The sequence below is a fragment of the Halobaculum magnesiiphilum genome, from assembly GCF_019823105.1.
GTDB lineage: Archaea > Halobacteriota > Halobacteria > Halobacteriales > Haloferacaceae > Halobaculum > Halobaculum magnesiiphilum.
Genome location: NZ_CP081958.1, coordinates 2,412,303 through 2,433,492 on the forward strand (window position 1 = coordinate 2,412,303; position 21,190 = coordinate 2,433,492).

18 protein-coding genes are annotated in these 21,190 nt (G+C 65.6%); all 18 read left to right on the forward strand.

The annotated features are described in order from the left end of the window. Positions 1–10 precede the first annotated feature (10 nt). Positions 11–6,214: a S8 family serine peptidase gene (locus K6T50_RS12325; RefSeq protein ID WP_222606884.1), complete on the forward strand. Its 6,204-nt coding sequence runs from the start codon at positions 11–13 to the stop codon at positions 6,212–6,214. 2 nt (positions 6,215–6,216) lie between these two features. After that, positions 6,217–6,942, forward strand: coding sequence for a hypothetical protein (locus K6T50_RS12330; protein ID WP_222606885.1), 726 nt, complete (start codon positions 6,217–6,219; stop codon positions 6,940–6,942). Between the two features lie 117 nt (positions 6,943–7,059). Continuing rightward, positions 7,060–8,079, forward strand: a complete 1,020-nt coding sequence (locus tag K6T50_RS12335; RefSeq protein ID WP_222606886.1) for a hypothetical protein — start codon at positions 7,060–7,062, stop codon at positions 8,077–8,079. Further along, positions 8,079–8,273: a hypothetical protein gene (locus K6T50_RS12340; protein WP_222606887.1), complete on the forward strand. Its 195-nt coding sequence runs from the start codon at positions 8,079–8,081 to the stop codon at positions 8,271–8,273. Before K6T50_RS12335 ends, K6T50_RS12340 begins: the two co-directional genes overlap by 1 nt. A 162-nt stretch (positions 8,274–8,435) precedes the next feature. Beyond that, entirely contained in the window at positions 8,436–9,047 is a 612-nt protein-coding gene (locus tag K6T50_RS12345; RefSeq protein ID WP_222606888.1) for a hypothetical protein, read from the forward strand. A 34-nt stretch (positions 9,048–9,081) separates the two neighbouring features. After that, a complete protein-coding gene (locus K6T50_RS12350; protein ID WP_222606889.1) occupies positions 9,082–9,333 on the forward strand; it encodes a hypothetical protein in 252 nt (83 codons plus the stop codon). Further along, positions 9,334–9,582, forward strand: a complete 249-nt coding sequence (locus tag K6T50_RS12355; RefSeq protein WP_222606890.1) for a hypothetical protein — start codon at positions 9,334–9,336, stop codon at positions 9,580–9,582. Next, the gene (locus tag K6T50_RS12360; RefSeq protein ID WP_222606891.1) at positions 9,579–10,493 is read left to right on the forward strand and encodes a hypothetical protein; all 915 of its coding nucleotides are present in this window, start codon (positions 9,579–9,581) and stop codon (positions 10,491–10,493) included. The genes K6T50_RS12355 and K6T50_RS12360 overlap by 4 nt, the downstream gene beginning before the upstream one ends. After that, on the forward strand, positions 10,493–10,687 hold the full coding sequence (locus tag K6T50_RS12365; RefSeq protein WP_222606892.1) for a hypothetical protein: 195 nt from the start codon (positions 10,493–10,495) through the stop codon (positions 10,685–10,687). Before K6T50_RS12360 ends, K6T50_RS12365 begins: the two co-directional genes overlap by 1 nt. After that, positions 10,687–10,953, forward strand: a complete 267-nt coding sequence (locus K6T50_RS12370) for a hypothetical protein (protein WP_222606893.1) — start codon at positions 10,687–10,689, stop codon at positions 10,951–10,953. The genes K6T50_RS12365 and K6T50_RS12370 overlap by 1 nt, the downstream gene beginning before the upstream one ends. Beyond that, the gene (locus tag K6T50_RS12375) at positions 10,950–11,531 is read left to right on the forward strand and encodes a hypothetical protein (protein WP_222606894.1); all 582 of its coding nucleotides are present in this window, start codon (positions 10,950–10,952) and stop codon (positions 11,529–11,531) included. Before K6T50_RS12370 ends, K6T50_RS12375 begins: the two co-directional genes overlap by 4 nt. A 31-nt stretch (positions 11,532–11,562) precedes the next feature. Next, on the forward strand, positions 11,563–13,689 hold the full coding sequence (locus tag K6T50_RS12380) for a hypothetical protein (RefSeq protein ID WP_222606895.1): 2,127 nt from the start codon (positions 11,563–11,565) through the stop codon (positions 13,687–13,689). Positions 13,690–13,928: 239 nt separating this feature from the next. Then, positions 13,929–15,059, forward strand: coding sequence for an AAA family ATPase (locus K6T50_RS12385; protein WP_222606896.1), 1,131 nt, complete (start codon positions 13,929–13,931; stop codon positions 15,057–15,059). Continuing rightward, on the forward strand, positions 15,056–16,141 hold the full coding sequence (locus K6T50_RS12390) for a vWA domain-containing protein (protein WP_222606897.1): 1,086 nt from the start codon (positions 15,056–15,058) through the stop codon (positions 16,139–16,141). The genes K6T50_RS12385 and K6T50_RS12390 overlap by 4 nt, the downstream gene beginning before the upstream one ends. A gap of 129 nt (positions 16,142–16,270) precedes the next feature. Continuing rightward, positions 16,271–16,477: a hypothetical protein gene (locus tag K6T50_RS12395; RefSeq protein ID WP_222606898.1), complete on the forward strand. Its 207-nt coding sequence runs from the start codon at positions 16,271–16,273 to the stop codon at positions 16,475–16,477. Continuing rightward, positions 16,467–17,498: a hypothetical protein gene (locus K6T50_RS12400; RefSeq protein WP_222606899.1), complete on the forward strand. Its 1,032-nt coding sequence runs from the start codon at positions 16,467–16,469 to the stop codon at positions 17,496–17,498. The genes K6T50_RS12395 and K6T50_RS12400 overlap by 11 nt, the downstream gene beginning before the upstream one ends. Next, positions 17,488–19,116 carry a hypothetical protein gene (locus tag K6T50_RS12405; protein WP_222606900.1) on the forward strand — a complete coding sequence of 543 codons (1,629 nt, stop codon included), beginning with the start codon at positions 17,488–17,490 and terminating at the stop codon, positions 19,114–19,116. Before K6T50_RS12400 ends, K6T50_RS12405 begins: the two co-directional genes overlap by 11 nt. Then, complete coding sequence (locus K6T50_RS12410; protein WP_222606901.1) at positions 19,109–21,187, forward strand: hypothetical protein; 2,079 nt, start codon at positions 19,109–19,111, stop codon at positions 21,185–21,187. Before K6T50_RS12405 ends, K6T50_RS12410 begins: the two co-directional genes overlap by 8 nt. Positions 21,188–21,190 lie beyond the last annotated feature (3 nt).

The window sequence follows — 21,190 nt, forward strand, 5'->3', positions numbered from 1 at the left end:
TGAAACACCAATGACAGATAAAGACGAATCCAGTAGTTGCATCGCCCGCAGTCTCGGACTCTCCGAGAACTCGCCCATCGGAGTGGCGAGCGTGCTCCTCGTGACTGTCCTCCTCGTGACCGCCCCGATCGCGTCGGCGACCGCGATCGGCGCGGGAACGGCACAGTCCGCGGCGTCCGGGGATCGAAACGACCTCGGCACCGACGGCGTCCGGTTGGACACCGACGGCGACACGAACGTAAGTAAAGCGGGGTGGGACACCGGAGACGACTGGGATAATGGGACGGACGGAAACAACACATATCACGAGAACGTCCCGAACACCGACCACGACGACGCGGGCACCATCGGGATCGGTCCGAATTACAGTTCACCACTGTACGAGTCCGAACTCGCGTCGCTGTACCCACTTGACGGCGAGTCGGGCGACGCGGTCGATATCCACGGTGGGAACAACGGATCGGTTTCCTCCGAGGTAATCCGCGGCGTCAAGGGGTTCAACGGCGGGACGGCGTACGATCTGAACAACGGAACGATCGACGTGGGCCAACCGTTCGAGACGGCGATCGCGACGGATAACAACTTCACCGTCCTCCTCCGGTTTCAGATCGACGCCGACGACCTCGACGGCGACCGGCATTACCTCGTTTCGCACGGGTCTCAAAGCGCAAACGACAACTTCGGGATCTGGATCGGCGACCAGGACTCCGACGGCGAGAACGAATTAGCTGGCTACGTCGACGGCTACGGTGCTACAACGCTCATCCAGGAACCGTCGATGATGGCGGGCCGGTACTACTCGGTCGCGATCTCCGTCAACGAGTCGGCCGGCCTGAATATGCTGATCAACGAGGACGTACGCCATTCGGACGACGCCGACAACTCGATCAGCTCGGGCTCGGGCAACTGGACGATCGGCTCGAAGAACGCAACCACGCAGTTCTCACATTCGACCGTTGACGACGTGCGGTTCTACGAGTCCGGGTTAGGAGTAAGTCAAATCCGCCAGTGGCACCGCCAGGTGACGCTCGGGTCCTACAACACTTCGGCAAAGGAGTTCGACGGGACCGTTCGCTCGGTCGAGTACAACGCGACCGTCGACTCCCGAAACTGGAATTGGACCGAGGAAACCGAGATTCTTAACGACGGCTCCGGACAGTTCGCCGACCCGATCCTATTCACGGGGGTGGACTCGAACTCCTACAAGTACACCGCAGTCATGCGGAATTCCAGCGACAACACGATCGAAGTATGGGGGTCCGACAACATGACGGATTGGAATCCGGTCAACACCGGCAACATCGCGCCGTTCAAGGCGGACGGAAAACGGAGCTTGAACGACGGGATCCGCGTTGACGGGACGTACTACTTCGTCGCGAACAACGATTCGGGCTCGTCGACGAACACGACGATCGTGTACGGTGACTCGCTCGACGACCTCTCGGAAACGGGAACGGTGTTCGAGGACCAGGACGCGGGAATCTTCTACGACGAGGACGGCGACACGTTCCACGCATACGCGGAGGAGAGTTCCGGCGGCAACGACGACCCGCGGATCCACCATTACACCTCCCCCGACGCCTTCTCGTGGACGGAGCAGGGCGTCCCGATCGATTTGAACGGGTTCGGATGGACCGGCGGCGATCCGGACGTGGTCGAGATCGACGGGAAATACTATATGTGGCTGGATCGGGACATTGGATTCCCGAACTACCGGATTATCCGACTCACCTCCGACGATCTCTACAACTGGAATCACTCGACCAGTAAAATCATGAACACGCCCGGGGGCGACGCCGAAGTACAGTTCCTCCCGGACGAAAACCGGTATTACCTCATGACCGAACTCACCGGGAGTGACAACGAGGATATTGGGGTTCACAGCGCCTTCGGCAAGCCGTACGCGCGGGTGTACGGGTCAAACGACTCCTCGACGTGGACTGAAATCGACCGGGTGAGACTCCGCGACGGAACGACGACACAGCCACTCGACACGCAAAACTACACGCACGTCAAATCCCGGTTCGAGTTCGGGAAAAGCGATCACATGGGATCGCAAACGATAGACGACATCACGATTAGCGAACTCGAATACTCGGACGGCGAGCTTTCGGGCCGCGTCGTCACGGAATCGGGCTCGCCGGTGAGTGACGCCACGGTAAAAGTGGTTGGCGTCGACTACTCACAGATCGAGGCGTCGGGCGCGCAAACTCTCGAAGAACGCGCGAACGAGCTGGTCGACGAGGCACAGAACCCCAAGCCGTCGGCATGGAAGCCCGACCGACAACTCACCGGCTCCTCGGGCTTGTATGAGTCGACGAGCACGGAGTACGTTGCCGCTCACACCCTCTCGGACTGGGGCCTCACAAAGTGGTCCGACGAGCCGACGCTCGGCGAGCCGACGCTTCAAGTTCCGGCCGACGAGGAGGTCGCGCTGTCCGTGTGGGATCCCGAACGCTCCGGGCTCGTTCAGGACGGCGTTAACTCCGACCTTCCGGGCGGGACGGTCAACGACCGCGATATCGTGATTCAGACGCTCGCGGCGTCGGGCGAGTCGGTCGGCAACCGGACGGTGTCGACGGGTACAACGTACGATGTGACGTTCGGCGGCGAGCACGACCTCGCGAAAGTGGAACTCCCGCCCGGGTTCTACCGCATCCACCCGAAGGGGAATCCGGCAAACGCGATCGTGATCGTCGCGGGCAACCCCGACCAGATCGCGTCGGCGATCACGTCCGACCTCGAAAGCGAGGCGGGCGACCTCACCGACCGCGCAGAGTCGATCCGCGACAACTTCGACCAGGGCAAGTTCACCGCCACGACGGTGACGACGAATGAAAACGGCGAGTGGTCGGCGTCGGTTGGCGCGAACGTCGAGACGGTCGCCGTACAGGCGTACAAGAAGCCGCCGGGACTGTCGACGGACGCCTCGGAGCTTGAACTCGTCGATATCCGGACGTACTACGAAACAACAGAGTACGAGGGCTCGTACGTGTTGCCGTCGTCGCCGACACGAACGAGCGTCCCGAACGACGACGTGACGGTCCGCGTCCGGGAGTTCAAAGCGCCGCAGTATGGCGACCTCGGACGGTACCAGAACCTCACGGCGGCGCTTGAGGAGTTCCTCGACGACTCCGGCCTTCGCGAGACGGTCTCGGCGTTGCAAAACCGGCTTGGCAGCGAGACGAGCGAATCGCTTCGCCGGACGTACGAGTCGCTCCGGACGATCGCCGAAAATAGCGAAGTGGTTCGCAAGCGAGCGAACGAGTACCTAGGCGACGACGCCGAACTCCTCCGGCCGGCGGACGAGCTGTCGGACGCCGAACTCCGGGCGCGGATCAACGCGATCGAGCAAGCGATCGCGACCTCGCGGTCGGCTGTCGACACCGAATCGGTCGAGACCGCGCTCGGCGACGGTACCGTAACCGCCCGGTTCCCGTTCGCCTCGGACGTGACACGCGACCAGTTGTCGATCATGGCGCACTACTCGAACGGGACGAGCGTGCCGCTCAACGCCTCCTCGGAGTACGTCAGTATCGAATCGGGCCTCTCGCCGCTCGGCGGTGATACGGTCGTCATCTCCGACTACCCGGTCGGCGAGAACGACCCGTCGGCGGTCCGGTTCTCGGTCCGCGCGGCTACGGAGGACGGCCTCGCGAAGTCGAGCACGCGCGTAAGCAACCCCACGTCGGACACACGACCGCCGTCGCTTGAGGCGATCCGGCTTGATACGCTCCAACCCGGCCCGGACCAGACGGTCGGCTTCGAGCTGGTCGGAACCGAGGACTCGGCCGTCTCGAACATCAGTAAGGTCGAGGCGTTCGGGCCGGGCGGCGACACGGTCGCGACGAGCGTCACGGGCGACCGGTCGGGACGCCTCACGACGAACGGCGAGGGCGTCCACGTCGCACGAGTCACCTTCACGAACGCGGAGGGCGCGAACGCGACGGTGACGGTCCGCGTGGCCGCAACCGACGCCGATCGCGACCTCCCGCCGGGGATCCAAGTCCGCGAGTCGCCGGTCGGCGTGTACGCGCTCGTCGGCGACGGGTTCGACGCCGGCGACGTGGACACGACCGGCGGCGGCACCGAACTCACGATCACGGGTCAACTCCCGGAGGACGTAGACCCACCGACGGAGGTTCACGTCTACACGAGCGCGGTCTCACTCCCGGCGGAATCGACGATCAACATCCGCGTCGTGAGTGGCCCGCAGCAACAGGCCGTTAATAAGCACGTCCGCGTCGCAACCCACTTCTCGGCGTGGGAAACCAACTCCTCGTCGAGCTTCGGCCTCCCGTCGTCGACGGCCTACCGGAACGACGACGCGATCCCACTCCCGGGGGAGTCCGCACAGGGCAACGTAACCGTCTCGTCGTCGCAAGTGCTCATCCGGAGCTACACCGACGCGAACGGCGAGTTGACGATCGAGACCGACACGAATCCCGGCGTCGTCGAGGGCGTGACGTACGAGGCCGAACTCCTCACGGCCGGGATCGACGTGCCGCTCCTCGACGCGGGCCTCGGCGGGCTCGTGCCGTCGGTGCCGGTGCCGCTCGGCGGGGCCGCCTCGGCGGGCGCGCTCCTCCTCTTGCCGGTCGGCGTTCGTCGCTTCGGACGGCGTCGAGCCGGGGCGGTCGGCCTCGCGCTGTTGGTCGTGACCGCTGGCGCCGCAGCACCCGCGGCCGCAGCACCCACGACGACGCCGGAGCTGTCGATCACGACATACGGCTCACAGCCGAGTTACGTCGTCTCGCTGTCGAACGACTCGGTCGCCGATATCGACAACTGGGCGAGCACCGCCGACGATCGTTCGCTCATCAACGTCGACAACACGAGCAACACGGCGACCGTCGCAGCGCCGTACCTCGACGTTATGGGCGGCATGGTCGGGTTCGGTCCGGACGGGTTCACGTACCGTCTCGGCGGCGGGCCGGGACTCGCCGAGCTGGCGTATGTCGAGTCGATCCGGCCGAACTACCAGCTCTCGATCCCGACACCGGTCGACCGGATCACGACCGCCGGCGACGTGCCGGAACCGGAGACAGTCGGCCTCCTCGGGTTTGACGACCCGGAGCGACCGACCGAGGGGATCGCGTTCGATAACGACTCGGCGCCGACGACCATGTCCGAGACGGGCGACCTCCTCGGCGTCGGGAACGTGTCGGCGTCGACCGACGGCATGACCGTGGCCGTTATCGACACCGGCGCCAACACCGCCGACGGTCGCGTGTTCGGCGACGGATCGACGGGCTCCGACATTCGGATCACGAACGACTCGGCGTCGTTCCTCACCGGGTCGGCGGAGACGGTCGAGAACAACTCGCTTGACGTGCTCGCCGACCGCAACGGGCACGGCACGTGGACCGCGAGTGCGATAGCGGCCAACGCCTCGGGCACGACTCACGACGGCATGGCACCCAACGCGAGCCTCCTCGTCCTCAAGGCGCTCGACGGTGAGGGCTCGGGCTCGACAAGCAACATCGCAGCCGCGATCCGCTACGCTGCGGACCACGACGCCGGCGTTATCAGCCTCTCGCTCGGGTCGCCCGTGTACGACGAGTCGATTGCCGACGCCGTCGAGTACGCACACTCGGAGGGGTCGGTCGTCGTCGTCGCGGCGGGCAACTCGCGATGGACGCGCTCGCCGGGCCTCGCGACGCCCGCGGACGTGTCGGGGACGATCGCCGTCGGCGCCTCGAACTACTCCGACCAGGGCGCAAGCGCGCTCGGGTCGGCGTCGTTCTCACAGGTCGGGCCGGACCCGTCGACGACCGACGGCGCCGGCACCGAGTCGGCGGGCGCCTCCATCGACGTGGTCGCGCCGGGGATGCAACAGCGGGTCAAGGCGCCCAACACCGACGGCTACGTGAGTAACTCGACGCTGTCGGGCACGAGCATGGCGACACCGGAGGTCGCGGGCGGGCTCCTCCGTGCGATGGCCGCAAACGCCTCTCTCGCGGACGCCACGCCCGAGGAGGTCGAGGCCGCGGTACAGTCGTCGGCGCAACCAGCGCCGCGACTCGCGGCCGTCGAGGCCGGTCACGGGTTATTCCGCGCGGACAACCTCGCGGACGGCACAACACCCGCCGAGTCGCAAGCCGACAGCATGACCGACCCGGCCCAACAGCGCGACGACTACTACCGCGCGGCGAGTGACGCGAGCGGTGGGTTCCTCGCCGGCGTCGCTCGACAGGCTGGCGTGGGGGCGTAACCGTGCCGACGCGCCGTGACGTGCTCCGGACGGTCGGAGCGACAGCGACGGCGGGGGTCGGCCTCGCCGCCGCGAGCGCGCCAGTACGCGCCGCACACGACGACGCACAGCCGGACCACGTGACGATCGACTTCCCCGAGTCCGATATGCAACGGTACGCGCCCGAGCTGGTCATGAGCGACGACGCCCGGGCAAAGTTCCTCGCGCTGTACGGCTGGCGGGCCTCGTCGACGGAGTACGACACCGATATCTACGTGTATTGGGCGTCGTACAGCCACCAAACGGGCTTTATCGGCAACCTCGATTCGCACTACGGGGACCACGAGCCGATCCAGGTCGTCGTGAACGACACGACCGGCGAGGTCGAGCGGATCCGCGCGTCGATCTACCACTGGATCAAAGGCGAGGCACTCGCGTCCGAGTTCGTCCTCGCCGACGAGACGCACCCGCGCCTCCGTGTGATCGACCCGTGGCACCAATACACGGCCGTCGACGAGGGCCGCGGCGGGTTCGTCCCCGACGTGGACGACCTCCGCGATGAATGGGATTCGTGGCTCGCGAACGGGCTTGAGGAGTCCGTCGCACCCGGGAGTTCGGTCAACCCGTGGATCATGTCGACCCGTTCGGATTGGTGGCGCCGGTCGGACACGCTCGGAATCTCGACGGACGCCGCGATCGTCCACGCGATGCAACCGGTTCTCGGAACCACGGGGAGTCTCCAAGCATGACCGTCACACGCTATCGCTGGCATGGTGGTGGAGGTGCGCCGCCGCCGCCGACGATCCCACCTCCCCGACGCCTCCACAGTCGTACCGTTCACCAATCAATCCTTTTCGATTCACACGATGTTCAACAGCAACAGCAAGATCGGGAGGCTCGCCCTCGTCGGCGCCGTGCTCATGATGGTCACGGCAGCCGCGGGCGTCGCCTTCGCCGCCGCCCCGACCGTCGACACCGAGACGGCCGACACCAGCCAGGAGTCGGACCTCACCGACGGCGGGACACAGACGTACAACGCGACAACCAGCAGCAACCTCTCATGGATCGCCGACTCGAACAACAGCAAGGTCGTCGTCGAGCAGAACAGCACGACGTTGTTCACGGCGACGCCAGATCACTACGATCACAACGCCTCCGGGAACGAGGACTACTACTACAACGTCTCGCTCGCGGATGACGGCAGCGACTACTCCGGGATCGACGTTGGCGCCAACGAGAACGTGACGCTGAACGTCACGCTCATCAACAACACCGAGGCCAATGACCCGGACGAGACCAACCTCACGTTCACCTTCGCGAACGGTGACGAGATGGCGTGGATCAACGCCGACACCACCAAGACCGAGAGCTCGGTCGGCGGTATTCTCTCGACGCTGAACGTGTTCTCGTCGGGCGACTCCGTCCCGGCAGCGCAGTCGGAGGAGTCGACGACGATCACGAACAACACCGATACGGTCGAGGTGTCGGTGGCGTCGAGCAACCTCTCGGACGCACTGAGCGAGTCGACGACCGACAAGTCCGAGGGCGCGCTCATCCTGAGTGCTCCGACGATGGCCGGTGACAGCTACCTGCCGGTGGTCTACCAGAGCGCGAGTGACGGGCCCGAGTGGATCGATACAGACGAGGACGCGTACGCGGTCCTCTCGGAAGACGGCTCGACGCTGACGGTCAACAACGCCGATGCGCTCGCTGACGACTCGGGCACGACCGAGCTCGACATGACAGTCACCGGCAACGAGGCGCTCGGGTTCCGTAACACGTTCTCGATGCTCCGAAGCTACGACGCGGGCTACGGAGCTGCGGCGAGTACAGCCGCCACGGCAGTGGACCTGAACGGCGAGCCGGAGTGGGACGAGGAGGCGTAATGACCTCCAACGGCTGTGAGGCGTACGGTCACGGGTTGCGAGATTGTCCGAACGACGGACACGTCCGAATCGGCGGCGTGGTGCTGTGCAGGCCGCACGCTGACAAGGCCGACATCTACGACTTCCCGCGAACCGCTGAGGACGCCAACACAGGGGACATCCGTCTCAACCCATCCCAGCGTGTAGAGGCGTAACAACGCGCTGACTCCTCACTTGATCCGAATCGTCCGATAACACCCCAAACACACCCCTACCCAGCGACGGCCGCCGTCGGCATGGGACGCGGGATCATCCCCCGCGGGCGGCCCTTCGCCCCGACGTTGGAGCCGGTTCAAATCCGGTCGCGGGGCCTCATTATGCACCGCACTCACCGAGCAGCGGCGCTCGTCATCGCGATACTCCTCGCGACGGCGGCGATTGCGCCCACAGCAACCGTAGCACAGAGCGACGACGAAGACGACGGGCTGGTCGGCGACCTCCTCGACGGTGAGGACGACGGCACCGACTGGTCCGAACGCGTTCGTGGCGCCGTCACCGGCTTCGTGAACCGTGTCACAGCGGACACGAGCGGCACCGACGCCGCGACGGCCGCCGCCGATTTCCAGGCGGAGTTCAACGCCAACAACGCGACCCTCCAGTCGTACGCGAACAACCGCTCGACGGCAGGTACGGACTTCGACGTACTGGCAGTCACGTTCGACGTGGACGACGAATCCGAGACGGTCTACCTCGTCGCTGACGTGGCCGATGGCGACTACCAGAACGCGACTATCGTCGACGCGACCGACCGGACCGTCGACGAGGAGTGTGCCCTCGAGGACCATGCGGCGACGAACGCCGACGACGAAGTCGCGAACTTCACGGAGGAGTTCGCGAGCACGAACGACTCGTCGACTGACCGCTATCTGGGCCGTCTCGCAGCCGAATACGGCGGCGCAGTCGAGTGTTCGTTCGATACTGAGCGGTAACCACCCACACAGAGCCCACCTTCACACCCACATCATGAGCGCAAGCATCGACGCCGGCATCGACTGGTTCGACCCACGAACATACCTCGACATCGGACGGCAACTCGCCCGAAACGCGATCTGGGCACCAGATCCGTTCACACAGCTCGTCACGAACGTCGTGATCATCGTCGCAGCGATGCTCTCGTCGTCGGTCGGGTTTGCACCGGGAATCTTGATCGCGCTGACCGCACTGTTCTTCATCGGCGTCGCGATCCTCCGACTGGCTTACGGGGCCGTGATGTAGATGGTCTGGATCCCTATTCCGCGGACGCTCACCCGGGCTGTCAGCGGCATCTTCAGGGGGACACCGGCCCGGATCGCGTGGAAACTGTTCGTCCTCGTGTTCGGGACGCTGATCCTCTACTACACGGTCGCCGTCTCAAACTCGTACTTCGTAATGGCCGTCGTCGGGATCGTCTTGTCGATAGCCCTCAGCAGCACCATCCGAGGGGCTGTGATGGACGTGTGGCGGTCCCGGTGGACCAAGGTATGAGTCGCCGTCCTGCACGCATCGGCCTCGCGCTCGTGCTCGTTGTGGCGATGCTCACACCGGCGGCGGTCGCGACGGCGGCCGCGCAGTCGAGCGTCTACGAGGCCGACACGGACCACGCACTGACGAGCAGCGCGGCGAAGGATCGCTACGACGCCGAGGGTCAGGTCACCGGCGACGTGTACGGCCTCAACATGACGCTTACCGTCGCCGACGACGCTGGCGACGTGGGCCTGTCGGATCTCGCGACGCGGAGCACGGGCCGGGTGTTTCTCCGGGTCGACTACAACGAGGAGATCTCCCGCACAGTTCGATTCTACCTCCCCGCGGCGTACGTCTCGCCGCAACTGAAGGAGGACCTGGAGAGCATCGACGGCGTCGCGACCGCCGATCTCGTGCCGACCGATGAGCGGGACTACACGAGCGTCACGATCTCCTTCGACGGCGAGACGAGCGCGGTGTTCGCGATCTCAGTGAGCCGCGGGGCGATCGCCGACGGCAAATCGGGGATCTCCGATATCGTTGGGAACACGACCGGGATCGACCTGCCGTCGTTCTCGACGGCGGGCGCGGAGTGGCACTACTACTCTAGCGACGAGCTGGACGATAACGAGACCGACTACATCCACACCGAGAATGCAACGACCATCCAGTACAACGCCGCTGTGGGCGGCGAAGACGCTGAATGGGTGCCTGTCGCCGCCTGTGACGGCGATGACGCACCCGTCTGCACGTACAGCAAAGCCGATCACCCCAACCGGACGTACCTCCTCGCGACAGGGAGTGAGCCGCCGGAAGTCCGGTACCGTGACGGCCGGTCGGTCACGGGCGGGCTTGGCGCCGCGGTCAACGACGCGATGCGGGGCGTCGACAGTATCATCGAGCAGGTCTCCGGCTGGTTCGGAGGTGCCTGATGGCGGTTGAATTCTCTCCAAACGGGCGGGGGATGATCGTCGTGATCGCGCTGCTCGCGACGGCGGTCATCTGGAGCCAGACCTCGGGCTCTCCCCTTACACTGCTCGTCATCGCGTCGGTCATCGCCGTCGCGGCACTGCTGACGTGGGGGCTGGGGACGCGAGTAATGCGCCGGGTCGGAGGGATGCGCTGATGGCGGTATGGTTCATCGTCGGGATGGCCGCCGCCGTCGGCGTGCTCGTCGCGATGTTCCGGCCCGGAACCGCCCGCTGGCTCCTCTCGCGATGGCGGACGTACAAGGAGGCCGTGTTCTTGCTGTTCGGCGTCCTCACGACCTACTACGCGCTCACGTCTGGCGTGTGGTACCTGATGCTCGCCGGTGCGGTCGGCGTCATCGCCGCCGTGTGGGTGCTGTGGTTCAGTGACCCGCTCAAGCCGATATTGGGGTGGGCGCGGTGACACTCGACCGCTTCGAGGGCCTACTCGACAAGGTGGAGACGAAGTTCGAGCGCGCCTCTTCAAACATCTCGTTAGAGACGAAGCAGTACGCCAACCGACGGCTCACCGAGATCACGCCGGACCTCCAGCGGATCTCACGGCCGAACGCCTACCAGGACTTCCTCCTCGACCAGATCCAGGCCGAGAAAGAGAAGTTCCAACTCGCGAAGCGCTTCGATCGGAGTGACGCTGAGAGCAAGGCGGAGTTCCTCGCGGACGAGTACTACGAGGAGCTTCGGGAGGACCCCGTCTGTACCTGTGACGGGAAGCACGCCCACAAGTGCGTCCTCAAGCGGGGGAAGCTCCCGATCGAGGTCCGCAACGCCGATAACATCGACGAGGGCATCCGCGAGTTCAGGGCCGAGCACAACGGCCGCCCGCTCGTCCTCGTCGACGCGCAAGACGAGTTCGCGGCGTTCGTCGGCGAGGTAGAAGCCGAGCTCCGCGAACTGATCGCGGTGCTCACGACTGACGAGATCCCCGACGACGCTGCGTCGACGGACGCGGACACGCAACCCACCGGACAGACCGCCGACTGACCGATTTTCCATACCCAACACACATACCCTCATGAGTAGCTACGACGACTCTCCGAGCTTCGAGCAGCACAACCGCGAGCGCCAGCGCTCGGAACTGGAAAGCGAGCGTCGGACCGCGATCCGTGAAGGGATCCGGAAGTGTTCCCGAGCCCTTGAACGGGGGCAACGCCGGCACTACTTCTACACAGCGCGGAAACTCGCAGGCGAGATCTACCCGCTGCTGTTCGACGCTGACGAACGCACGCCGGATTACTTCGACGCTCATGTCGGCCATCGCGACGACTGGAACTTCGAGGCCGTCAACGAGTTCTACACGAACCCGACGCCGTACATCCGTGCGCTGTCGGAGGCCGACAGGCGACCCCGACCCTCAGAGACGGTGTCGCTGCACACGGGCGGCTACGACACGCCAGAGGCCGCAGTCCAACAGACGGTCGCGGGTGCCCTCGCCGGCGCCAACGCCGTGGCGGAGTACGAGGACCTCGTCCCGCGGAACCTGAAGCGGCGGACGGATGCAGTCGGCTTCGCATGCAAACTCGGCGAGCACCTGAAGCGCCCAGAGATGAACTTCGGCGACCCGGTCAACGCCGTCTCGCTCTCCTCGGGCAAGCTGAAGTCGTTCTACCTCGGTGGCACCGGCGGCGGCAAGTCCACGGCGGCCAGCCGCCAGTTCGAGGACTACTACCGCGAGACGATGGGCGACGGTCGGACGATCAAGTGCCTCGACTTCATCGGCATGGGCGAGGGCGAGAACGTCCTCTACGACGTGCCGCAGTCGCAGCCGAACCTCACCCACGTCCGCGAACAGATGGGCCTCGCGCCCACGTTCGAGGAGGACGACCTCGATCCGAAGCTCGACATCTACGCGCCGCTGTCGGCGACGGCAGACGAGATGAAACTCCCGCACGATAGCGAGTCAGGCGAGTGTCGCGTGATCCCGTTCACGATCCCTGCATCGGAGTTGTCTGAAAGCCTGCTCTCGTCGATCATCGCTGAGCGCGTGTCTCCGGACGAAGAGCGAACGATCCGTAGCGCCTACCGCGCCGTCGACGAGCGCATCCCGGACTGGTGTCTCGATGACCTCGCGGAAGAGATCCGGCGGCGCGATGAACTCAGCGACAAGCACAAGAAGGGGGCGATTCGTGTGCTGAAGCTGCTCCAGTCGTTCGGCTTCATCCGGACCCACACTGACGAGCACGCGATCGATATCGAGGAGATCTACACAACGCCCGAGCGGATCACCTCGTTCACGCAGGCGACGTGTGGGAGTGAACTCGCACAGTACGTCGTCATCGCGTACCTGCTCGACCAGCACTGGGATAACGGCTGGGAGCACCCGGAATGGCCTGACCGGGCGATCAACCTGCGGGAGCTCTCGGAGATCGCGATGCACCGCGAGCACCGCGGGAAGCTCGAGGCCGCGGTGCAGGCTGTCGTCGAGTTCATCATCCATCGGATCCACCAGATGCTCCGGAAGAACCGTCACATCCACACGTCGGTCTGTGCAGACACGCAGGACGCCACAGAGGTCGAAAAGGCAGTCCGCAAGCGGTTCAACCGCTACGTCGTCTTCGGTGGCTCGGACGAACTCATCGAGAAGGTGTTCCGTTGGGCCGGTCAGAGTGGCTGGCGGGCGCTCAAGAACAACGTTACCGAGCGAGCGGGGGAAGCCGGGATCGTCAGCGGGACCGGCCCGTCGGCAGGCGACGCCGACCTGTGGGGAATCTCGCCTGTTCGTCTCGTCCCGCCGAGTTGGCACCACTACGACACGGACAACGAGGACCACGACTCCGGCTGGCACGCCCGCGTCCTCCTTCTCGACGACGAGGAACTCCGGTATCCCGACTGGGACACCAGTATCCCGCCGCACATGGAGATCACGACTTCGATCGGCGACGGCGACGGGAAACCAGCCGACGAGCGGCAGATGGAAGCTGAGCGGGCACAGGCACGTGCGAGCCACCGTCGAGAGGCGCGTGAGCGGAATGCAAAGGGTGAGAGTGTCCGGATGATCCGTGATGCGCTCCCTGACAACCCGAATACGGGCAAGCCCTACTCTATCGGCGCGATCTCGAACTGGACGAACGACATCAACAAGGGTGAGGGCATCCAGCAGCTCCAAGACGATCAGATAGGCGGCGGTGAACAGGCTGCATGAACGCAGTACAACTGTCGCATATCAACCCCGAGAGGGCCGCCTCCGGCTGTTTAGTTCACTGCACGAAAAGAAGCCGGTACACAGTTACACGTAATATACGCGCGCGCAGTGGGTGCTGTTCGTCCTTCTCGGTTACCGAACGACCGCAGGCGGACGAAGGTGCAAAATCTCCCGCGCCGGGTACACGCCCCGCACACGGCGTGCATGATCGTGAGCCGATCTTGGCGAGGTTCTGACCGATGAAGACAGACGACTTAAAAAGCGCAATCGAGAGCGGCGCCGCGACCACGGGCGCGATCGCCGAGGAGCTCGGGAAGGACGCGTCGACGATCCGGCGCCGCGCGAAGCGAGCCGCTGAGTCGGACGCGACCGACATCGTTCGCGAGCGGAACCCCAACGGTGGCGGCTACGTTTATGGCATCGAGCAGGCCGGCGAGGAAGTCGATGACCAGATGCCCGTCTTCGGCGGGCGCGCGTACGAGTGGAGCCAGTACGTCCCGCCGCCGGGCGATGACGTGTACATGGAAGTCGACGGGGAGCGCTCCGACATGGAGGCCATCATCGAGAGTCGCGACGTGACGGGCCAACTCCCGCGGTTCAGGCTGACGGGGCCGCCCGGCACCGGGAAGACGACGCTCGCGGAAAGCATCGGCGCGAAGTACCAGTTCCCCGTAATCCCGATTCAGTTCACGGCGTCGATGCGCGATTCCGAGCTGCTCGGCAGCCCGCACCTGATCGGCGGCGAGTCCGTCTACGTCGACGGCCCGATCGTGAAGGCGCTCCTTTGTTCCCAAGAGCGGCCGGTCGTGGTCATCCTAGACGAGGTGAACCGGGCACCCTTCCACCGGAAGTCGTCACTCCAGCCGTTCCTCGACCACCGCGGGCAGGCGACGATCGAGTTACGCGGCGGTGAAGTGATCGAGGGCGACCCGGAGAACATCATCACGATCGCGACGATGAATGAGGGCGCCGAGTACGAGACCTACCAGATGGACCCTGCCGAGCGGCGGCGCCACGGGAACACGTGGGAGGTGCCGTACCTCGGGCTGATCGACCGCGACCGCGAGGCGTCGATCGTCGCCGACCGCACGCCCGTGGACATGGACCTGGCGCGGCTACTCGTAGACGGCGCGAACGATGTCCGCCGACTCGCGACTGAGGACGACACGTCGCCGGTCACGACCGGGATCACTACCTCTACCCTGCTCGAATGGGCAAAGACCGCCGCAGCCTACCGCTCGGCCGGGCACGAGAGTCCCGTTGAGCACGCCGCGCGGACCGCGGTCGTCGAGCCGCACTTCGACGAGCACGAAGGCCCCGAGGTGTACCCGGTCCTCCTCGATAACCTGCACGCGGTGGTCCCGGCGTGAAGTTCGACGATGCCGAGGTCGGCGAACTCGTCGACTTTCACCTCGGGTTGCTTCCGGACGACGCCGATCCGGACGAGCAGCCGATGCTGCTTCCTGGCGGCGAGGAGTCAGACGAGGAGCCGGAGGGCGACGAGGAGTCGCTGGGCGTGGGCGTGCTGTCCACAGGCGATCTCGATGAGGAGGACGAGGACGACGACAGCGATCCGTCCGAGTTTCTTGAGGGTACCTGGGAAGACGACCCCGAGGACGTGGACGCCGAGGCCGTCGACACACTCGACGATCGCGACAAGCGCGTCGCTGACTACGACGGCGACGCGCCCAACGGCGAGATCCGCCAGTACCTCCGTGAGACTGGTCTCGCGACCGACGTGCAGGAGGCGCTCGCCGAGATCGGCACCGAAGAGCACGACGAGCCCGCGCCGCGCGGGTCGGTGCTTGACCTGAAGAACGTGATCCGGCGCGTCGCCGGCGACACGACCGTCGACGAGCTGTACCGCCAGCGTCGTGAGCGGCCGGGTGACGACGTGGCGGTCGGCGTCTCCGTCGACATGTCCGGGTCGATGAGCAAGGCCGAGCGCGACGCGAAGGCCGCGATCGGCGCGTTTCTGTTCGGCGTGCAGCAGTTCGGCGGCGAGGTCGTCGCGAACGCGTGGCAGGGGCACGGCGAGATATCGCACATTACCGGATCTTACGAACGGTTCGAGTGGCGCCACCTCGACACGGTGTCGCCCGGCGGCGCCGACCCGATCGCGAAAGGGATGCTTGAGTGTGCGCGCCTGCTCGAACGCACGCGCCCGCAAGAGCAACTCCTCGTCGTCATCACCGACGGGAAGCCGACGGTCACCTCCCGCGACGACGGGGACTACTCCTCGGCCGTCGACGAGGCCGCCGACACCGTCACCGAACTTCGATCGCGCGGGCTCATTGTCGTCGGGTTCGGCTTTGGCTCAGTGAAACCGGAGAACCTCGAAGCGATGTTCGGCGCCGACGGCTACCGCCACGTCGACATCGAGGACCTGGCCGACGGCCTTGTCGAGTTCTTCGCCGAGCAGGTCGGCGCGCGGTCGCCGGCGATGGTGTAACCGGGGATCTGGCAGCACTACCAATCTCACCGTGCGCTGCCCACGGCTCCGGATCTTGCGTTTTCGACCGATAGTCATCATGATCATCATCACAACGACAGGCCTGACGGCCGCCGCGAGGTGGCTGTGATGGGCTACGAGACGAACAGCTACCAGATCGATGTCCCGAGCGACCTCTGGGACGCCTTCCACCGCATCCACGACGACCGCGACCGGATCAACGCGCCGATCGTCGAACTGATCGCGGAGGACGTGGACGAACAGCTTCCTCCCGACGCTGACCCCGGGGTCGAGGAGACGATCAACCGGATCCGCGGAGGGACTGATGGCGCTTGATGCGCTGCGCACGCGTCTCGGTATCGGTGGCCGGCGCCGCCGGTTCATCGACATCGAAGACGTCCGCGACCTCGAGGAGATCTCTGACCCCGAAACGACGAGCGACGAGTCGGGTACGTCCGTCCGCGAGTGGGCGATGCGCCATCCCGCATGGGCGGTCGTCTCCGGACTGGCGTTGCTCATCGCTGGTGGGCTCCTGGTTCGGTTCACCGCGCGATTCACCGTCACGCTCGTCACGAGCCCGTGGACATACGCGGCGATTGGCGCTGCACTCGTGCTCGGCTACACCTACCGAAACGGCTGGCGCCGCCGCGATACGCAGGTTACCGACTGGGACGAGCTGACGCTGAAGCAGGGCGGTGACTCGGTCGCGTACAAGGGTCGGTTCGTCGAGTTGAGTGGCCGCGCCGACGCGTTCATCCCGATCAAGGGGTGGTCCGGCGTGTTCTCGTCACCGCGACCGTACGCGAACGGCGAGATCGCGGCCGGACTGAACGAGTCGTTCGACCCGTGGCAGATGGACGAATCGAAGGCGGCGATCATCCGCCTCGAACCCGGGGAGAACGGCTCGCTTGTCAGTATCTCCGACACCGAGTGGGGCGGCAAGAAGATCGTCCAAGAGACGAACGGAGTGAAACCCGACCCCACGGGGAACCACACCTCGTTGCAGTGTTCGTTGCCGGACTTCGGTGACGAACGAGCGAACGAACTCCGCGAGCAGTTGGAGCAGTTGATGAGCGACCTGCACGACGCGTGGGGGGAGAACGACGCCCTCCGACGCCGCAATCGCAACCTGAAGGAACGAATGAACGAACCTATCGAAGACGAACTCGAACAGCGAATCGGACAGTACGAGCGCCTCGCCGCCGTGAGCTCGATCTCGCGTGGGCGCGGGCGGTCGCGTGGCGAGACGGTGCCGCCGAAACCGCGAGCGGACTTCGCTGGGAACGGGTCCGCAGCGAGCAACGGCGCTGACGCCGAATTCCAGCAGGTCGAGGAGGAACTGAGCGATGACGAGTAAGCGCATCAGCTTGCTTGTCGCGCTCGCTCTCATCGCGACGTTGTTCGGCCCGGCGATCTCGGTCGGGGTCGCGGCGCCGCAAACTACGGACGCCGAGCTCGCGATCAGCCAGCCGCACTACGTCGACGGCGAGATCCAGACGAGCAGCGCGAACGGCACGAGCGTCTATCAGGCCGGCGCCGTCCCGCTGTCGATCGTCCCGCAGAACTTTGCTGCCGACAACGTCGTCGACTACGGTATCGAGACCGACGGCGGTAACGCCGAACTCACCTACGACGAAGCGATGGACCGGTTCGTCTCCACGGCCGACGCGGATGGTACCTACGCGGTCTACTGGAGCGTCGAGCGGGAGGTCGCCGTCGAGAACGAGAGCGGAAACGGCAGTCGGATCGAGACGCGCCGCGAGCGGTATACCTCGAAGATCCGCCTGTCGGGGCTCACGGACATGGTCCACCAGCCTGCGGGAGACCTGGAAGCGACGCGCGAGCAAGCCGACAAGTGGAGTGAATGGAACGCGACCGTCAACGACGCCCGCGAGACCATCGGCAACGGCCTACTCGTCCAAATCGGCCTCGCGAGCCCGCCCACCACGCAGGAGACCTTGCAGGGGATGGTCAACGCCTATCTCACGTTCAAGGCGCCCCTGCACATGCTGACCGGAAACTACACGCAGATCCTCACGCTGATCACGTTCACCTTCGGTGGGTGGCTGTTCGTCGCGACAGTGATCCTGCCGCTGATCGTCGTGATCGCCGGGCTCGCGTACCGGTCGAACCGCTTCGAGATCACCGAGGCAGAGGAGGGGCGCCTCTCGAAGCGCGCTGGCGAGATGGCGAAACGCGAGGATCAGCAGTCGCTCGCGAACGATACGCACAACGACGTGTGGGACGACGACTACATCGCCTCAGCGATGCGTGCGGAGGGCGACGACCCGCTGACGGCGACGACCAACTGGCTCGCGAAGTTCCGGCCGCGCTACCAGTTCCACGCGCGGCTCCAAGCGATGGCCGCCGACGGATGGGTCGGAGTGGTCGACCGACGCGTCCGTAGTGACGGCGGCGAGGAGAGTGGTGATGGCGACAACGGTGCGAGTACTGACACGGAGACCGCGTCGATCGTCGACGCGCATGTCGCCCGCGAGGACGCGGTCGACGAGGACGCCGACACCGTCTCGCTCAACGTGACGCCCGACGACGACCTTCTCGACGCGCTCGACTGGAGCCAGGTCGAGATCTGGGAGGAGTTCGACCTCCTCGCGGCAGAGATCGACCCGGCAGAGGTGCGGACTACACCGGTCGACGTGTACGACCTGGAGGAACTCGTGGAGCTGACCGACCTCGACATGCGACAGTTCGAGGACGAGAGTCACGCCGCTCAGAACATGATCGAACTGTTCCAGTTCATTCGCGAGAACCCGCTGACCGACGAGCACGGCACGCCCGATACGCTTCGGTACGGGCTGGAACATCACCTGCGGGCGGCCCGGCTCCTCGACGAGCGCTTCCACATGCCGATCGACGGCTACATCGATCAGTTCGAGAAGGCGCTTGCGGAGTACGACGCCGGCGCCGACGCGAAGCGAACACTGGATGAGATCCGGGAGGGTGGTCATGCCTGATTTGCTCGCACTCGGAACCGTGCTCCAATCGGACGTGTCAGTCCCGTCGACGACGCCCGGGCAACAGTTCCTCGCGATCACGGTGACTGTCCTACTCGTGTTGGGCGCGATCATCGCCTATCGCCGGTCGCAGGTGTGGGGGTTGGCTGCCGAACACCGCGACGTTCGGGAAGACGTCCGCGCCCAACGCCGGCGCCAGACGCCCGCCGAACTGAAGCTCACTCCCGAGACGCTCGCCGACCTGCCAAAACACGAGCTTCGAGGGCGCGTCGACGACCTGTTCGACGCTGAGGCACGCGAGACTGTGACGCGCTTCCCGGGAGCGCTGCTTCGGATCTACCGGGCCGTTTCGGTCGCGTGGCGCGACCGCGTCGACTGGTTACCCAACCTTGCACGGAAGGCGTTCGGCCTCGCCGTCGCAGTCGTCGTCTTCGGCGCGGTTGCCGTGTCAAGCGACGCGGTAATTCGCCTGCTTCAGACCGACCCGACTGCGCCGCCACCGGGGTCGCTCGTCACGGTGCTCACCGGGGCCGGCCACACCGGCGTGGACGTAGTCGGGCTCTACCCGTTCGCGGGTCAGTTGTGGCAGCTCACGTTCGCCGGTGCGGTCCTTGCCGCGCAGTGGCTCTACCACCAGTGGGTACTGATCGCGGCCGCGCTCATCGCCATCGGTGTGAGCGTGATCGTGCTCGACGCGTGGGTGAGAGACCGCGAGGTACCTGACCGCGTGATTCACGATCGCCGCCGGGCGATCGGTACCGCGCTGGTGAGCGTTGCGAGCGTGTGGGTCGCCGGTGTCGCCCCCGTACTCGTGAGCCAGGAGTTCACGTCGCCGGTGTGGTCGGGGCTCGCCGTCGCACCGCTGTGGGTGGCGTTCCTCGCCGCTGGGATCGCGATGTTGCTGGGGTCCGGGGCGGTCTATCGCCTTACGCAGGGTCTCGGCGCCGCCTTCGCCATGTCGAGCATCGCTGACGACGGGTGGGCACCGGTCCTGGGCATCTGGCTGTCAGTGCTCACCGTTGGACTCGTAGTCGGCGCCGTCGGCCCGCGGGCGGTCGACCGAATCCGCGCGAACATCCGTGCCGTCGCAGGCGCCCGTGCGCGCCCCGTGGCGGCGTTGGTCGTCCTCCAGCGGGCACTGGGTGTTCTCTCCGTCGTCGCCGGCGTGCTGGCCGTCTCCTACGCGGTGGTCGGCGTGAGTGGCGGGGCGTGGGGCGCGGTCCTCGAGGCCGCCGCGACGGCGCCACCGGAGACACAAGCGCTGCTCGGCGTTACCGTGGTCGCGGTCGGGGCGCTGCTGGCGTACGCAGTCGTCGATTCGTGGGGTGACGTGTCTCGCGAGGTTCGCGCGGCGATGGCCCAGCAGGCGATCCGGGCGCAACTCCTTCGTCGCGGCGTCCCGTGGCTCGGCGTGTTCTTCGCGTACGCGCTCTTATCGATCATCCTCGGGAGCATCCCGCTCGCGTTCGCCGGGGCGATCGTCGCCGGCGTTGTTCTTCGGACGGGGGTGCGGCTGGCCGACGAGGCCGAGTACCGCGCCGACATCCGCGGGATGCTGGAGGGCGAACGCAAGCCCATCATCGTGGCCATCCGCGCCATGCGCGTCGACGTGGACGGGCGTGAGGCGTACTACGTCGACTGCAACGGCGAGCAGTTCCTCGATGTGAACCGAAGCGCTGTCGTCGACGATGTGGCGGCCCACGCCCTCGCCGCCGCGTGCGGTGATACGCCACCCGCGGCAGACTCCCGGAAGTTCGCCGACTACGTGTTCCGGATTGGGATCGGTGACCCCGGCAACTGGGACGAGAAACTCGACGAGCAGATCCGAAAGGCTGCGCTGAAGCCGTTCCGCCCCTCGCCAGTCCCGGTGATCGGGAGTCGGAGCCGGCGAGTCCGCCGAGCAACGTTCGACGAGGCGCTGTCGGAGTTCGAGGAGGCGCGCGTACAGCGCCGGCTACGCGAGGCCGACCTCGCACGGTGTCTCGACCGCGGCGAGCGTTCGGTCGTGTTGGAACGCCACCCGTTCACTGTCGACAGTGACGCCGGTGCGTGGTCGAGACTGAGCGGGTGACCG

Excerpts from the sequence above, each read along its gene's own strand:
- K6T50_RS12370 (WP_222606893.1), top strand. The coding sequence starts at position 10,687 with ATGGCGGTATGGTTCATCGTCGGGATGGCCGCCGCCGTCGGCGTGCTC.
- K6T50_RS12360 (WP_222606891.1), top strand. The coding sequence starts at position 9,579 with ATGAGTCGCCGTCCTGCACGCATCGGCCTCGCGCTCGTGCTCGTTGTG.
- K6T50_RS12335 (WP_222606886.1), top strand. The coding sequence starts at position 7,060 with ATGTTCAACAGCAACAGCAAGATCGGGAGGCTCGCCCTCGTCGGCGCC.
- K6T50_RS12340 (WP_222606887.1), top strand. The coding sequence starts at position 8,079 with ATGACCTCCAACGGCTGTGAGGCGTACGGTCACGGGTTGCGAGATTGT.
- K6T50_RS12385 (WP_222606896.1), top strand. The coding sequence starts at position 13,929 with ATGAAGACAGACGACTTAAAAAGCGCAATCGAGAGCGGCGCCGCGACC.
- K6T50_RS12395 (WP_222606898.1), top strand. The coding sequence starts at position 16,271 with ATGGGCTACGAGACGAACAGCTACCAGATCGATGTCCCGAGCGACCTC.
- K6T50_RS12325 (WP_222606884.1), top strand. The coding sequence starts at position 11 with ATGACAGATAAAGACGAATCCAGTAGTTGCATCGCCCGCAGTCTCGGA.
- K6T50_RS12410 (WP_222606901.1), top strand. The coding sequence starts at position 19,109 with ATGCCTGATTTGCTCGCACTCGGAACCGTGCTCCAATCGGACGTGTCA.
- K6T50_RS12400 (WP_222606899.1), top strand. The coding sequence starts at position 16,467 with ATGGCGCTTGATGCGCTGCGCACGCGTCTCGGTATCGGTGGCCGGCGC.
- K6T50_RS12365 (WP_222606892.1), top strand. The coding sequence starts at position 10,493 with ATGGCGGTTGAATTCTCTCCAAACGGGCGGGGGATGATCGTCGTGATC.
- K6T50_RS12405 (WP_222606900.1), top strand. The coding sequence starts at position 17,488 with ATGACGAGTAAGCGCATCAGCTTGCTTGTCGCGCTCGCTCTCATCGCG.
- K6T50_RS12380 (WP_222606895.1), top strand. The coding sequence starts at position 11,563 with ATGAGTAGCTACGACGACTCTCCGAGCTTCGAGCAGCACAACCGCGAG.
- K6T50_RS12355 (WP_222606890.1), top strand. The coding sequence starts at position 9,334 with ATGGTCTGGATCCCTATTCCGCGGACGCTCACCCGGGCTGTCAGCGGC.
- K6T50_RS12345 (WP_222606888.1), top strand. The coding sequence starts at position 8,436 with ATGCACCGCACTCACCGAGCAGCGGCGCTCGTCATCGCGATACTCCTC.
- K6T50_RS12350 (WP_222606889.1), top strand. The coding sequence starts at position 9,082 with ATGAGCGCAAGCATCGACGCCGGCATCGACTGGTTCGACCCACGAACA.